Origin of the sequence: Gimesia sp., assembly GCF_048262075.1 — a bacterium.
Lineage (GTDB): Bacteria > Planctomycetota > Planctomycetia > Planctomycetales > Planctomycetaceae > Gimesia.
Genome location: NZ_JBLXFK010000001.1, coordinates 454,291 through 468,518, shown reverse-complemented (window position 1 = coordinate 468,518; position 14,228 = coordinate 454,291). Strand labels below are relative to the sequence as shown.

The 14,228-nt window shown below is 50.1% G+C and carries 10 protein-coding genes; 4 read left to right on the top strand and 6 right to left on the bottom strand.

Annotated elements, in window-relative coordinates; all coding sequences use genetic code 11:
* Positions 1-9 precede the first annotated feature (9 nt).
* From ACN0YH_RS01640 to ACN0YH_RS01630, 3 genes are all read right to left on the bottom strand, one after another.
* Positions 10-2,325 (bottom strand): DUF1592 domain-containing protein, encoded by a 2,316-nt coding sequence (locus ACN0YH_RS01640; RefSeq protein ID WP_417377814.1) that lies wholly within the window; start codon positions 2,323-2,325, stop codon positions 10-12.
* 207 nt (positions 2,326-2,532) lie between these two features.
* On the bottom strand, positions 2,533-3,255 hold the full coding sequence (locus tag ACN0YH_RS01635) for a 3-keto-disaccharide hydrolase (protein WP_417377813.1): 723 nt from the start codon (positions 3,253-3,255) through the stop codon (positions 2,533-2,535).
* Positions 3,256-3,390: 135 nt separating this feature from the next.
* Positions 3,391-4,800 (bottom strand): DUF1501 domain-containing protein, encoded by a 1,410-nt coding sequence (locus tag ACN0YH_RS01630; RefSeq protein ID WP_417377812.1) that lies wholly within the window; start codon positions 4,798-4,800, stop codon positions 3,391-3,393.
* A gap of 672 nt (positions 4,801-5,472) precedes the next feature.
* Here ACN0YH_RS01630 and ACN0YH_RS01625 point away from each other — a divergent pair.
* The 3 genes from ACN0YH_RS01625 to ACN0YH_RS01615 all read left to right on the top strand — a co-directional run bounded on the left by ACN0YH_RS01625 (position 5,473) and on the right by ACN0YH_RS01615 (position 8,887).
* A complete protein-coding gene (locus ACN0YH_RS01625; protein WP_291172032.1) occupies positions 5,473-6,036 on the top strand; it encodes a sigma-70 family RNA polymerase sigma factor in 564 nt (187 codons plus the stop codon).
* A complete protein-coding gene (locus ACN0YH_RS01620) occupies positions 6,023-7,327 on the top strand; it encodes a hypothetical protein (RefSeq protein ID WP_417377811.1) in 1,305 nt (434 codons plus the stop codon). The genes ACN0YH_RS01625 and ACN0YH_RS01620 overlap by 14 nt, the downstream gene beginning before the upstream one ends.
* Before the next feature lie 99 nt (positions 7,328-7,426).
* Complete coding sequence (locus ACN0YH_RS01615) at positions 7,427-8,887, top strand: sulfatase (RefSeq protein ID WP_417377810.1); 1,461 nt, start codon at positions 7,427-7,429, stop codon at positions 8,885-8,887.
* A gap of 18 nt (positions 8,888-8,905) precedes the next feature.
* On the opposite strand, the gene ACN0YH_RS01610 is transcribed toward ACN0YH_RS01615, so the two are convergent.
* The 3 genes from ACN0YH_RS01610 to ACN0YH_RS01600 all read right to left on the bottom strand — a co-directional run bounded on the left by ACN0YH_RS01610 (position 8,906) and on the right by ACN0YH_RS01600 (position 12,719).
* Positions 8,906-9,946 (bottom strand): Gfo/Idh/MocA family protein, encoded by a 1,041-nt coding sequence (locus ACN0YH_RS01610; RefSeq protein ID WP_417377809.1) that lies wholly within the window; start codon positions 9,944-9,946, stop codon positions 8,906-8,908.
* Positions 9,947-9,994: 48 nt separating this feature from the next.
* A complete protein-coding gene (locus ACN0YH_RS01605; protein ID WP_417377808.1) occupies positions 9,995-11,284 on the bottom strand; it encodes a Gfo/Idh/MocA family protein in 1,290 nt (429 codons plus the stop codon).
* A gap of 154 nt (positions 11,285-11,438) precedes the next feature.
* Positions 11,439-12,719 (bottom strand): sialidase family protein, encoded by a 1,281-nt coding sequence (locus ACN0YH_RS01600; RefSeq protein ID WP_417377807.1) that lies wholly within the window; start codon positions 12,717-12,719, stop codon positions 11,439-11,441.
* Positions 12,720-12,934: 215 nt separating this feature from the next.
* Between ACN0YH_RS01600 and ACN0YH_RS01595 the strand changes: the two genes are divergently transcribed.
* Positions 12,935-14,212, top strand: a complete 1,278-nt coding sequence (locus ACN0YH_RS01595; protein ID WP_417377806.1) for a PQQ-binding-like beta-propeller repeat protein — start codon at positions 12,935-12,937, stop codon at positions 14,210-14,212.
* The last annotated feature ends 16 nt before the right edge of the window (positions 14,213-14,228 follow it).

Genomic DNA, 14,228 nt, shown 5'->3' with positions numbered 1-14,228 from the left:
TCTCTTTTCTCAGGATTGAGGTTGATGTAAGGCAGCAACCTGCATGATTTCGATCAAAAGCTGTTGAATATTATAACCGGATTTTTCAAATTTGGTGGTTAATTCTTCACGGATATTTTGTCCATAGGCGTTTATCGGCTGTTTTACCGCCTGATGGAATAGCTGGTCGACAAATGCAGCGTGGGCCTGGTGATCGCCGGCAATAAATTCTGCCAGATCCCGGGCGCCATTAAATTTGGCAGGGTCACCCGAGAGGGCCGGTAGCTCGGATGAGGCGTCAATGGTTCGATCCGCTTCTTTTTCTCTATATCGGCCAATCGCATCAAAGTGCTCCAAGCTAAAACCAAGTGGATTAATGATGCTGTGGCAGGACATACAGGCAGAAGGTTTCGTAATGAGCGCCACTTTTTCGCGCGTCGTCATCCCTGGTTTGAAGTCACCGTCTTTGAATTCGGTTGCCTGTGGAGGTGGCTTTAAGGAGCGTCCCAGCAGCCTTCGGGTGACAAACACACCACGATGAATCGGGGAGCTCAAGTTGTGATACGCGAAATTGGCCATCAGGTAGGGGTGGGTAATCACACCAGCCCGTTTGTCCTGGTCGAGGGATACTTTTTGGAATTCCTGTTCAGCCGGAAGTTCCACTCCATAAACTTTCGCCAGCCGCGGGTTAAGATAGACATAGTCTGCCAGCAGTAGTTGTCGGTAGTCTGATCCGCCGCCCCAGACCACGTCGTCAATAAACAGGTCGAGAGAGGTTCTCAGGTCGGAAACCACCAGTGCGTCAAAATCAGGGTAGAGCGTTTTGTCTTTCGCGAGTTCTTCTTTTTCATCCAGTTGCAGCCAGTGATGAAAGAAATATCGCAGCTTGGCCTGGGCACGTGGATCTGCGAGCATCCGCTGAGATTGTTGTTTAATCTGTTCTGGAGTTTTCAACCGTCCCGCTTTGGCGGCGTCATATAATTGCCGATCGGGCATGGAATCCCATAAGCCATACGAGAGCCGTACAGCGATGTCAAAGTTGTCTGGCGCATTAAACTCGCGGTCGGTATAAAGAAAACGGGGAGACTTCAAAGTCAACAGGATTGCACGCTTGGTGGCAAGTTCAACGGGCAGTTCTTTCTGGAAATGCTGGTCAACAAAAAATGCTTTCTGTTCGTCTGTCAGAGGCCGACGAAATGCCTGTTCGGCAAACCGATGGCAGAACTGCCTGATTTTATCGGCTCTGTTTTTGTCATTCTGTTTCGTACCCGCTACCCGGTCCAGATGTTTAATGACGACACCCATAACTTCGAGCGCCGCAGAAGTTGTGGCTTCGTCCCAGGATTTGGAAACGGCAATTCCACGTTCGTAACCGGAGACACTGTCATCGGGAGGGAATATCGTCGAACAGATAAATGTGCCGGGCACCTGCTGGGGAGTCAGGTTTCGTGTCGGGATCACTTCCTGTGCTTTATGAGGCGGTTTCCATTCCAGTATAACAGATGAAGATTTTTCTTTGTATTTGAATACATGTAATTTTAAAGTGTATGGCTTACCTGCCAGCAGGCGGATCGTCGCTTTATGTTCTTTGGGGCGCCCCTGGGAGCTGACCCATTCGTCGATGATTGGCTCCTGCGCATTCACCCACAGCCGCGCCCCGTTTTCTGTTTTGAGGATGAATTCGTAGTCGCCCGTTTCTTCAGCCAGGACCGAGCCTTCCCATTTCATGGAAAATTCTTCGGCGTTTTTGATTTTGTCGTGCGGAGTCTTGTCACCAAACTGAAAGTTCACGACGGGGTCAATGCGTTTTTCAACCCGTTTGTCCCCACGGAAATTACGGGTTGAGAAATATTCAGCACGTAATCCCCGTTCCTGCGTAGTGGTTTTTGCGGTTCCCAGAAACGACGACATCAGGTCGGCTGTGGTATACAGGTATTGCCTCACCGTCATGTGTGATAATTGAACTCGCGCGCTCTGGCTGTCCTGTGCAGAAGAAGATGTGAAAAAATTCTGCAGGACATATGCTGCCACCTGTCGGGCATCTTCACCCTCGCAGAGTTCCGGATCTTCTTCAGGCATTGTTTCTTCGATGAGCATCGTCAGCTCGTCGAGTGTTTTTCTGCCGTGGAAAGGATTGGCTTTGTCAGTGACACCTTTTCCATTGGTCGCGTGACATTCAATGCAGAGTTTGCGATAAATGGCAGCGCCTGTCTGTCGTTTGGCATCAGGGGCAGCAGATGTATTTTCTACGTTAAAGAGAAAGCAGCCAACCATTCCCATCAGGAACAGGGCAGAGATCCGACTTCGGGCAGGACTCGATTGCGGGCTGGAATTCATAAATCGCATCACAGTCTCAGGCAGGAAAAATAAGGAGGGATCGCGTATGCTCTTATCGAGAGTTTCCGCTAACAGCCCGCTGGCCAGCGGATCTGTCTATCCCATTATATGCTGCCTGAGACCGCTCGTCAAGAATCCGTATGGATCACAACTCCTTTGAATTACTGAGGTTAGTTTAGGAAGTGGCTGTGTCGATACTGATCAACTGGTCTATGATTATTTCAGCAGCGGCGCGGTCTGTTTCTGAGTCGTGATCCCGGGCGGGAGTTCCATAATCTGGATATTGCGGAACTGGATTTCCGCCCCTTCTGATTCCAGGCAGAGATAGCCCTTTTTGATGGACGCATTACGGACTCCATTGACAAATTTTCCGTTCACGGAAAGTTTGACCACCCCATCTACGCACACAACATCATAAACGTTCCATTGTCCTTTACCTTTACATCTGTTTTCAATCGATTTGCTGCGTGAGCCCCGTGGGTTGTCGGGAGTGGTGATGAGTCCGTTGGCGCCGAAGAGTTCGCCGTGCACGTATGCGATGGGAGGCAGGCTGCCATCTTTCTGTTTATGCTGATTGACCCAGTCCAGTTCCAGCATCTGGATCTCCATCCCTTTGGGGAGACGTCTGCCTTCCGGAACGGTTCCTTCACTCCAGGCAAAGACACCGGAGTTGCCCCCAGCTTCCATGTGCATCCATTCGATGTGCAACAGAAAATTCTCGTACTGCTTGTCGGTGCGCATCACACCGATAGGATGTCCGGTACAGACCAGCATGCCATCTTTTACGTACCAGGTATCTTTGTCCGTATTAACATTCACCCAGCCGCTGAGATCTTTACCATTGAAGAGTGGTTTGTATTGCGGCAAGTCAGCGGATTGTGCTGTGGTGGAACTGCTGAGAACGAATAGAACCATTCCGATTGTGAGTATGTGTTTCATCGTTGAATCTCTCCTGTTCGAAAGCGGCTGTTTCAGTGATGCGGCTGCAATGCGAGGGCTCCCTCACAGCAGATTCGATCATAACTGTCCGATTCAAGTGAAACAAGTAGCAGCTGAGTTCACGACGAAGTCGGATCAGGTGAGTTCCGCGATGCGTGTGCCCGCGTCAAGCAGGTACTGCGGGCGACCGTGGGGATCTTCAATTGTGACAGCGTGCGGATCGATACCCAGATTATGATAAAGTGTGGTGAAGATATCTTTGTAACGCACGGGGCGTTCTTTGACGGCGCTGGCCGTTCGGTCAGTCGCGCCGATGACCTGGCCAGTCCGCATCCCTCCTCCAGCAAGTATAGCAGGACCCACGCGCGGCCAGTGATCGCGGCCACCTTTTTTGGAGTTGATGCGGGGGGTACGTCCAAATTCACCCCAGGCGACGATCGTCACATCGTCCAGCATGCCTCGTTCTTCCAGATCGGTAACGAGAGTCGTCAACCCATGATCGACGATCGGAAGTAACTGGCGGAGACGATCGAAATTACTGGAGTGCGTATCAAAATCACTGATGGAAAGGCTGACACAACGGACCCCCGCTTCTACAAGTCTTCGTGCCAGCAGAAATTTTTTCACGGCTTGAGGGCCTTCACTTGTATAAAAACGAGTTTTTTCTGTTTGATTTGCGGGTGTGTAACGCGCCAGGGTAGCGGGATCTTCCAGCGACAGGTCCAGCGCATCTGCCAGGCGACCCGATGTGAGAATACTGACAGCCTGTTGAGAAAAGCGGTCCATGGCATCCATCATGCCGCTGGCATCCACTCTGCTGCGGATCGTATCCAGTTCGGAAAGTAGTGTCGTACGGTTTTCCAGTCGTTGCAGACTGAGAGTGGGGTTCAGTTTCAGACTGACCTGATGGTCTGTGCCGAGTCGTTTCAGTTCATTTTGCATCCCTTTCTCCAACTGACGATCAAACAGGTCAGAAAGATCGGGCCGGAATGGTTGAAAGGAGGGACCCAGGAATCCAGGGCGGGCACTGTTTCGGACCAGTCCACGTCCCTGCATCAGATCGACAAATAAAGGGGTACGGTCTTCTGGTGTGCCTTTCAGTTTTGAAACGACAGATCCCAGGGCAGGGCGTCCGCCCGTTGAAGCCAGATCCTTTTTGCGAAACCCGGATTGGCATTGGAAGGCATCGTGGGCACCTGCGGAGCCAACCAGAGATCGAATAAAGGCAAACTGATCAGCCTGAGCCGCCATGCGTGGCATGAGCTCACATAGTTGCACACCGGACACATTTGTGGAGACGGGCAGGAATTCTCCCCGAATTTCAGCCGGGGCTTCCGGCTTCAGGTCGATCATATCCATATGTGGCGGACCACCATCCAGGTGTACATTGATGATGGCTTTGTTTGAATTAATAATGCCTGATTGTGCTTCAGCCCGTAAAAGATCGGCCAGAGTCAGTCCGGCGAGACCGAGTGTTCCCATCTGCAGGAACTGTCGTCGCGAACCGGAGTGGTGCTGTTTCTGTGCATTGAAGAATGACAGCATTGATTCCCCCTGTTTCTTAACTGCTTAGCGCAAGCTCATCTTCAATCCAGCTTTGTTCGCCTTATGAAGAGGAGGTTTCTGGAAGTCTGATAGATCAGCGTATGTTTATACCAGAATGAGTGTGTTTAACTCAAGCGCGATTCCGATGTCGGGGGGAATATCGAGATCTATCAGACTGATGATGTAAGGCGATGAATGTAGAAAGAATGGTCCAGATTGCTCAAAAAGACAATGTCGCGAAATAGTACGTCTACGTACCTGATGAACAAAATTTACTGTTCGGAGTAATCGGAGGTTGTCTTGCGATTGGTTTATGGAGATTCGATCCAGAAAGCTGGAAGCGTAGATTACTGCCAGAAACAGGGCTGTTTACAACAGGGGGCATTCTGCCTTCTATTGTATATCGCAAAAGAGGCCGAAACGTTAACAACAAATTTCTAAAAATGTCAGAATCGTGCTAACTTCAGATTTTTACCCGATTGATTTAAAGTTCTTCCGGTATCTTCATTTAATCTTAATACATTCTACTACAATATAAAATATTGCTATTGGTGAATGCCCAGATTACAGTTTTTTCTTTCAAGCCAGAAAAATTCTTCTACTCTGTTTCGTCTGGTGACATTAACTTTAAAAATAAAACTAACTGTTTTAAAGAAAAGATGTACGTGCCCGATGGATGCGACACAAACAAGAACATTGCAAACTGAGTCTGCGCGAAGCCGTGCAGAACTCGCTCGTAACTGGGTGAAAGTTCAACCCTCTCTTATGGCATTTGTAGTGGCTTCGACTCCTCAATTCAGTGATGCAGAGGATCTGCTACAGGAAGTCGCTGCGGAGATTGCAATCCGCTATGACGAATATGATAACACGCGGCCGTTCCTGCCCTGGGCACTTTGGATCGCCAAAATCAAGATCGCTGATTTTTATCGTGGCAAACGGCGAGATCGCGTATTGTTTATGGGCGAAGCGATGGATGCTCTGGCTGATGCCTGCTCCCGGGTTCAACAGTTGATGACAGAAGAACGGGATTTACTGGAATATTGCCTGGATCAATTAACAGAACGTTCGCGTCGCTTACTTGGTTTACGCTATACAGATGATTTGAAACCAAAGCAGATTGCTGACGAATTAGGAACCTCGATGGGATCGGTACGAGTGACTTTATCCCGAATACGAACCACCTTGATGGACTGTGTTCAAAAGCGAGCTGCTGGTGAAGCGAATGTCGGAAACTAAAACAGAACTCGTAGAGAGCACGGCACTCGAAAACATCGATGCCTATCTTGATGGGGAAGAGCTTTCCGAAGAAGAGGCCCGGAAGCTTGAACAGTGGATCAAAACGGACAGCGAAAATGCGGATCAGGCCTTTCGTCGTGTGTTTCTGCATTCCTACCTGAGAGAGCGTTTCCAGGTTCGCTCACTTAGTGAAGCCCAGGCTCGTGAGCGGGAAAAACAACTCAAAGAACCACTGATTCTGCCGGCAGAATCAGAAATTGAGATTAATCCTGCCCCCAAATATCCTAAGCCCAAACCGAAACAGCAAACGAAGTCGAAACCAGACAGGCGGATTCTCACCTGGCGCTGGTTTCTGTTGATCGGGATTGGTATTGTTTCGACTATCAATCTCTCGGTGATGTTCATCAAAGACTTTCAATTGCCTTATGATGAAGACAAGGCTTTCGAACCGATCAATTTCGAGTCGGACTACGTCAAAAAAACATTTCTTATGGCGCGGAAAGCTGCTCAACCATTTATCTATGAAGGCTTCAATTATTCTGAAAATCTCCTGGGAGAAAAAGCATCAGAGGGAGTCAATGATCTGACTGGCGGAGTTGGCTGGGCAGCTCCCTGGGTTGATGAAGGACGCAACCGGTCCGCGATTGTGCACGACACCAAGAAAGTGAATCTTGGGAAAAACGATATGCGGCTGTTTGGACAACTCGGGTTTTCCGATCAGTATGGCAACATGCTGTTAACAAAGGGGGGGCAGTATCGCTCGGGGGCAGGTACTGAAACCATCGCCGTTCGTCATATCGATTTGCAACAAGTGCCTAATGCCCTGTCAGACTCTAAAGGGTTCGGGGCCGATGGAGAAATACTATGGCTGAGCTTTATGGCACAGTCTTATGATAACGCTGGCGGTGGTCGTTATGCGTATCTTGACTTCGGAAGTGAAGAATCCAGCTTGCGGATAGGTAAACTGGCGTCTGCAGACCGAGGTAACTGGGCAGCAGCAGGCCAGGTGAATGGGACAGAAATTAACACCGCCTCAAGTGAAGTTCTTTCCGGACAGGCTGCCCTGATTGTAGTACGGATTCTGTTTCGCCCTGGCGCAGAAGAAGTGGATCTCTGGCTGAACCCCCCTTTAAATCAGATTCCTGATCTGCAAGATGTGGACGTGCGGCTGATGGCACCTGATCTGCGGATCGAGCGGGTAAAGATCGTCAGTAATTATTCCACCGACTTCGACGAGCTCCGCGTGGGAGTCTCTTTCGTCGATGTAATTCCTGCCGGCGATTATGACTGATTAAGAGTTGTGACCCGTTCGTGCGAATCATAGAATAAATATTTGATGTGACTAATACTGGTTGCATCTGAAATTTTCTTCTGATCGCCAGGGTAAACGATGAAATTCTCTGTTTTTCAAATTATGGTTTGCTGTCTGCTGTTCTGCTCGAACCAGATTCATGCTGCTGAAAAGCCATTCAATGTGTTGTTTATCATCTCAGACGACCTGACGGCGACCGCCCTCTCCTGCTATGGGAATCAGGTGTGTCAGACTCCCCATATTGATAGCATCGCTGCCCGGGGAACGCGTTTCACACATGCTTACTGCCAGGCAACGTATTGCGGTCCGTCGAGAGCGTCCTTCATGTCAGGCTATTACCCACATGCCTCTAAAGCATTCGGCTATGTCAGCCCGCGGTCGTATATTGGTGAGCGTCCTACCTGGGCACAACATTTCAAAAATCATGGGTATTATTCCGCCCGCGTCAGTAAGATTTATCACATGGGCGTTCCCGGTGATATTGAAAAAGGGAACGATGGTACCGACGATCCTGCTTCGTGGACCGAGCGATTCAACAGCCAGGGCCCTGAATGGACCGCTCCCGGGAAGGGGGAGACTCTGGAAAACAATCCGGATGGAAAGAAACCAGCGGTGGGGGGAAATACGTTCGTTGTGGTGGAAGCGGACGGTGATGATCTGGTGCATTCTGATGGCAAGACCGCGCGAAAAGCAGTCGAGCTGATTGAGAAGCATAAAGATGAACCTTTTTTTCTGGGTATTGGTTTTGTGAGACCGCATGTCCCCTTCGTCGCGCCGCAGAGCTACTTTCCTCCTTTTCTGCCTTATTCCAAACATATCCTGCCAGAAAAGGTCGACGAAGACTGGGCTGACATTCCCAAGCTGGGGATTAATTACAAAACCAGTTTGAATATGAAAATGGATGTCCGACGTCAGAAAAAAGCGGTGGGAGGCTACCTGGCATCAGTTGCTTACATGGATGCGCAGGTGGGGAAAGTGCTGGAATCCGTCAAACGTGCCGGCATTGAGGATCGGACGATTGTGATCTTCACCAGCGATCACGGCTACCACCTGGGGGAACATGATTTCTGGGCCAAGGTGAGTCTGCATGAAGAGTCGGCTGCAGTTCCTTTCATCATCAGTGTACCCGGCAGGCAGCCTGCGGTTTGTGATTCGTTGGTGGAGTTACTGGATTTGTATCCCACCATCAGCAGTCTGTGTGGTTTAAAAATTCCGGCGGGAATTCAAGGCAAAGATCTTTCACCCCTGCTGGATGATCCCAGTCAGCGCGTACGTGATACGGCTTTCAGTGTTGACCCACGCAACAAAGGAAATCGTGGCTTTCTACTGCGTGACGAACGCTGGGCCTTCATTCAATACAAGGAAGATGCATCCGGTGGAATCGAATTGTATGACATGCAGAATGACCCGCAGCAGTTTACCAACCTGGCTGAGCGACCGGAAAATGAGTTGACGGTAAAGGTGTTTAAGGAAAAACTCGCCGAGAAATTGAAAGACATTCGCACGAATGATCTGGGACACACCTATTCACAGCGTTAAATGGCTATGATATTCCCTTCAGTCAATACGGATGTGTTGCGTCTCTCCAGTTTCTGCTGCTTTATAAGCGGCATAGATGGTTCTTAACACCTGCAGACTGTCATGGCTGTCGAGCGTCGGTGGTTCCTTATCCAGAACCGATCGCACGGCGGCATGCACGCAGGGGGAGTAACCTCGAGGTTGGATGGATTCTTCGAATTTGTGAATCGTGCCTGGTTTATCTGAATTGAGTGACCACTGCAGATATTTGCCGGTGGAGTAATCCATTTCCAGCCAGCCTTTGGATCCCCAGATTTTAATCAGCGACTGTTTACCACGATTGACGTAATAGCCGGACGTCATCGTGCCTAGAAAGCCTTTGTCGAACTTGAGGCTGAGAGCAGCTGAATCTTCCACATCGAGAGGCTGTCCGCCGATATTGGTGATGAAGCCACTGACATCGGTGATTTTCGAATCGGTAATGTACATGCCCAGATCAAGCCAGTGAATCCCCAGCCAGATCAAATGCCCGCCTCCCGCGCGTGCTTTCTGTGCGAACCAGCCGGACTGATAGCTCTTGCTGGTCAAACGGGTCTGGTCGGCGATGAAATTGAGTTCGATGCCGTAAATCTTACCGAACGTCCCTTTGCGAATCATGCGGCGGGCGGCTTTGACTTCAGGATTGTTACGATTCGCCAAAGCCAGCATCAGATTGAGATGTTTACTGTCTGCTTTCTGAACCAGGGCCTCAAAGGCTTCGATATTCGTGCAGGCCGGTTTTTCCGCAAAGACCGGGCAGCCATGATCCAGGGCAATATTAATCGCTGCAGGTGCTTTGCCTGCTTCCAGTGTAATCAGTGCCAGATCTGGCTTTTCTTTCTGAAAGAGTTCTTCCGGACTGTTAAAGACATGTGTAAGTTTATCGCCGAGCTTCTTGCGGGCTTCCTCGACATGCTTCTGACCTTCATCGCTGAGGATGACTTCGCCGATGTCTTCACAAGAGGCGAGTGCCGGGAAATATGCGCCGAGATGCGCAGATGTATCACTGATGATGAGCGCTACTTTTGCTTTGTCTGCCATGATTCTGCTTTCTCTCAATCGATATCATTGTTGAAGATCTTGTTGCAGTTAAACCTGCGGCAGTTCATATCCGTCGCGATACTGGCGGGACAAATATTGATTGGCCTCTTTGTCTTCGGGGAAGGTTTCGGTTTTGGGATCGAAGACCAGTCGCCTGCCGGTACGATACGAAATATTACCGAGGTGACTGAGCATGGCGGAATAGTGCCCCTCTTCAATTTCTGCGAGCAGTTCGTCTGATTTCCGGTTCTTCACACAGTCGATGAAGTTCTGATAATGCGTGGGTGTGTCCTGCCATTTTTCTTCGAAGGCAGGACCTCGTTCGTGTTTGTAGAAGATGCGATAGCCCGAGCGATCGACCATCATGAAACCTTTATCGCCATAGAAGATATTGTCGTTGTCGTGTCGATGGGCCTGCAGGCGATAAGGAGTGAAGTCGCGCTGCTCATAAACGTAAAGCAGGTCATCGTATTCCCAGGTCACGACCATCGTATCAGGCGTTTCCTGGGCGTCTCCTTTGGAACCCAGCTTGGCGCCACTGCAGGAGACGGCATTGGGCGCTTTCAGATTCATGCCCCAGCGGCCGATGTCGATCTGATGCACCCCGTCATTGCCGATATCACCGGTTCCAAATTCCCACGTCCAATGCCAGGCCGTATGGAATCGATTGCGGTTGAACGGTTGCTTTTTTCCAGGTCCCAACCAGAGATCATAGTTCACGCCACTGGGTACCGGTTCGTCCGGGCGGACAGGATACAAAGCCCGTCGTTGATTGTTGATGGCTTTGACCATCATCACTTTGCCGATGGCGCCGTCCTGTATCTGTTTCCAGGCTTTCTGATAGACGGGGGTCGCGCGCAGATTGGTGCCATGCTGCACGACGCGTTTGTATTTACGGGCTGCATTCACCAGTTGGCGACCTTCGTGAATATTATGCGAGCAGGGTTTTTCGACGTACACATCCTTGCCTGCCTGGCAGGCCATGATCGCTGCAGGGGTGTGCCAGTGATCCGGGGTGGCGATCACAATCGCGTCGATTTCATTTCCGTCGAGCAAGGTACGGAAATCCTCGACTTGTTTTGGTCGTTTTGCGCCCGATTTTTCAATCTGATCAGCCATAAGTCCGGAGCGGCTCTGGTCGGGATCGCAGACGGCTACCAGTTGACTGTCAGGAAGCTTTGCAAACCAGCTACCCAGCCCTCGTCCACGACCACCACAGCCAACGAGTGCGACATTCACTTTATCATTCGCTGAGTAGGAGGCCTGACTGAGTGAGGACATTCCGGCCCAGACAACAGGAACGCTTCCCAGAAACTCACGACGGTTCAAGCGACTCATAGCGATTCTCCTTCAGGGGCGTAAAGGCTGTAGAAACTTCGTCTCGATTGGGATGCATTATCCTAACATGGTGCAGAATGATATATCAAGTGCGGTTGATGTTAACACTCGGTTTCTACATCTGCTACTGAGCTACAATTTTTCAGCGGTCGGTTTATTTCATTAACCGGTTGGGCTTCTTCCACAGGATTTTGGAAACATAGACACTGTTATCCGAACCGTATTTGTTGTTGACAGGCATCACATAATCAGGCCCGAATCGCTGCATCCATTCGGTGACAATGACCCAGGTTTCGTCTTCGTTGACATCGACGACGCCGAAGTTGCCCAGGCGGGCACCCCGTTCGGGAACCAGAATACGTTCAGAATCGCGGATGATGGCCATTTTGTCAGGATTAACGCGACCCATAATCAACGGGGCACGATGACGGATGATATGATCGTTATTGGCACCGCGGCGGGTATAGACCAGATAAAGTCCATCGGAATGAGTGACCCAGTGAGCCTGCGTATTGTAGCTGCCTAAATCCTTGCCGTCTTCGAAGGTCCATTTTTGTGGCTCTGGAAAATGCAGTCCATCTTTGCTGCGAGTGACATAAGCGGCATTGTCGTTTCGTAGCGTGAGGTAGAACCAGTCCCCGAATTTCGTAATGGAAGGTTCCGCGAAACCACGACCATCGTCGATGGAGAGTTCGTTTCCATGTTCTAGGTATTTCAGCGTTTTACCGTCGAAGCGGCAGCGAAGTACCATCACGTCAGAGTACTTTCTTTCGGGACGTTTATAATAGACGGGCAACAGAATGTCGCCGTTCGGTAAATCGTAACGCTGCACTGAGCCGGCACCGCTGCTGACGAATTCCGGGCCGTCCGGAAGTTCCAGAGATTTCCAGGCAGACCAGAGGTTTTTATTCGGGTCATAGGTGGCATAGGATGTGACTCGAATATTTTTCTCTTTTACAATGCGATTGTTGTAATACCGGACGGTATGACCGATGCCCAGCAGAGTTTTTGATGCAGCATGCCATTGCGGCCAGAAATCAGAGACAACGACTTCGCCTCCATCGGGCAGATGATGGCGGCTCAGATTATTCTGCTCGATGGGACCTTGCCAGATTTTTCCCAGGTCATCAGTCCGCATGGAATTCAGGGCGTAAAAGATATCGCTGCCGGAGAGCAGCAGTTTCTGCATGGTCATCACCACAAGTGGATTGTCGAGGTCATTACCCGGCGCTCCCACGGGAATGGCACCTGCGCGGGCATGTACCCAGCAGGTTTTGCCATCATAACCTTTGGTGGCGGTCGTGAGCTGAACACGAAAGTCGGGAGATTCCCGTTTCAATTTCGCATTTTTCTGGGCGAAGAGATTGCCCTGGGGAGTACACAGCATAATGAAGGAAAAAATGAAAATGAAAAAGGAAGCAAAATTCAACAGCATCTTTCAAATTCCTGTTCAAGGGAGTGCCAGTCATGTGTTGTTGAGGTGATCACAGATTCATCTTACCTCGATGGATTCCCCTGAGCAATCATCGTCTGATTGTTTGTTGAATGGCCAAATTACTTGCGGTTGCGTATTGACCGCTTACAATAAAGTTCATTCTTGCCTCTATCAGAACAACTTCTTAGTCGTACCTACCTGAAGAAAGCACGCCCATGTTTCGACTCCTGATTCTCTGCCTGTCGGTTTTTTCCGTTTCAATCAATTGCCCTGCTGATGAAAAAGAGCCCTTGAAGCCGGAACCGATCCAGGTTGAAGCGACTGACTGGCCCTGGTGGCGCGGCCCTGAGCGAAACGGTATCGCGAATTCCGATCAGAATCCACCACTCAAATGGAGTGAGACGGAACATATTCTCTGGAAAGCGCCGATTCAGGGAAGAGGTTACAGCTCACCCACGGTTGTGGGAAACCGGATCTTTCTGGCCTCAGCGGAAACAGAAAACGAAACACAATTTGTGTTGTGCTATGACCGAGAGACGGGCAAACAACTCTGGAAAACCGTGGTCTTCACCGGTGGCTTAAGCAAGAAGGGGAACAAGAAGTCAACGCACGCATCATCAACGGTCGCCTGTGACGGGACAAAAATCTATATCAACTTCATCAACAATGGAGCCGCATTTACGAGTGCACTGACCCTGGATGGTCGATTGGTCTGGCAGACGAAGATTACCGACTACATCATTCACCAGGGCTACGGATCTTCGCCCGCCATTTATCAGGATCTGGTCATCGTATCTGCTGACAATAAAGGTGGCGGCGCCATTGCCGCCATGAACCGGGCGAACGGCATGCTGGTCTGGAAGATCGATCGTCCGAAAACCCCCAACTATCCTTCGCCAATCATTCTGGAAGTAGCTGGCAAAGAACAACTGCTGATGACCGGCTGTGATCTGGTGACTGGCATCGCGCCACTGACAGGTAAGAAACTTTGGGAAATCGAAGGGGCCACCACCGAGTGTGTGACATCGACCGTGACGAACGGTGAAGTGATTCTGACCAGCGGCGGGTACCCTAAAAATCATATAGCAGCCGTCAAAGCCGATGGTTCAGGAGAGGTGGTCTGGGAAAACAGCAACCGTATGTATGTGCCTTCCATGCTGATTCAGGATAATAAAAATTATTCGGTGACGGACAACGGGGTTGCGGTCTGCTGGAATGTAACGACGGGTAAGGAAATCTGGAAAGGGCGTCTGGGCGGAACCTTCAGTTCGTCGCCTGTTCTGGTGGGCGACCGGATTTACGTCACTAACGAAGCCGGTGAGACCTATATCTTTAAAGCGAGTCCCCAAGAATTCGAACTACTGGGGGAAAACAAACTGGGAACCGAAGTGTTCGCAACTCCCACTTTCTGCGACAGCCGGATTTATATGCGTGTTTCGCAGGAAGTGGACGGTAAACGACAGGAAATGCTGTACTGCATCGGCAGGAAATAAACGGTCTCATCACAAA

Coding starts and splice junctions, on each gene's coding strand:
- ACN0YH_RS01625 (WP_291172032.1), top strand. CDS start 5,473: ATGGATGCGACACAAACAAGAACATTGCAAACTGAGTCTGCGCGAAGC.
- ACN0YH_RS01640 (WP_417377814.1), bottom strand. CDS start 2,325: ATGCGATTTATGAATTCCAGCCCGCAATCGAGTCCTGCCCGAAGTCGG.
- ACN0YH_RS01620 (WP_417377811.1), top strand. CDS start 6,023: ATGTCGGAAACTAAAACAGAACTCGTAGAGAGCACGGCACTCGAAAAC.
- ACN0YH_RS01600 (WP_417377807.1), bottom strand. CDS start 12,719: ATGCTGTTGAATTTTGCTTCCTTTTTCATTTTCATTTTTTCCTTCATT.
- ACN0YH_RS01605 (WP_417377808.1), bottom strand. CDS start 11,284: ATGAGTCGCTTGAACCGTCGTGAGTTTCTGGGAAGCGTTCCTGTTGTC.
- ACN0YH_RS01635 (WP_417377813.1), bottom strand. CDS start 3,255: ATGAAACACATACTCACAATCGGAATGGTTCTATTCGTTCTCAGCAGT.
- ACN0YH_RS01595 (WP_417377806.1), top strand. CDS start 12,935: ATGTTTCGACTCCTGATTCTCTGCCTGTCGGTTTTTTCCGTTTCAATC.
- ACN0YH_RS01610 (WP_417377809.1), bottom strand. CDS start 9,946: ATGGCAGACAAAGCAAAAGTAGCGCTCATCATCAGTGATACATCTGCG.
- ACN0YH_RS01615 (WP_417377810.1), top strand. CDS start 7,427: ATGAAATTCTCTGTTTTTCAAATTATGGTTTGCTGTCTGCTGTTCTGC.
- ACN0YH_RS01630 (WP_417377812.1), bottom strand. CDS start 4,800: ATGCTGTCATTCTTCAATGCACAGAAACAGCACCACTCCGGTTCGCGA.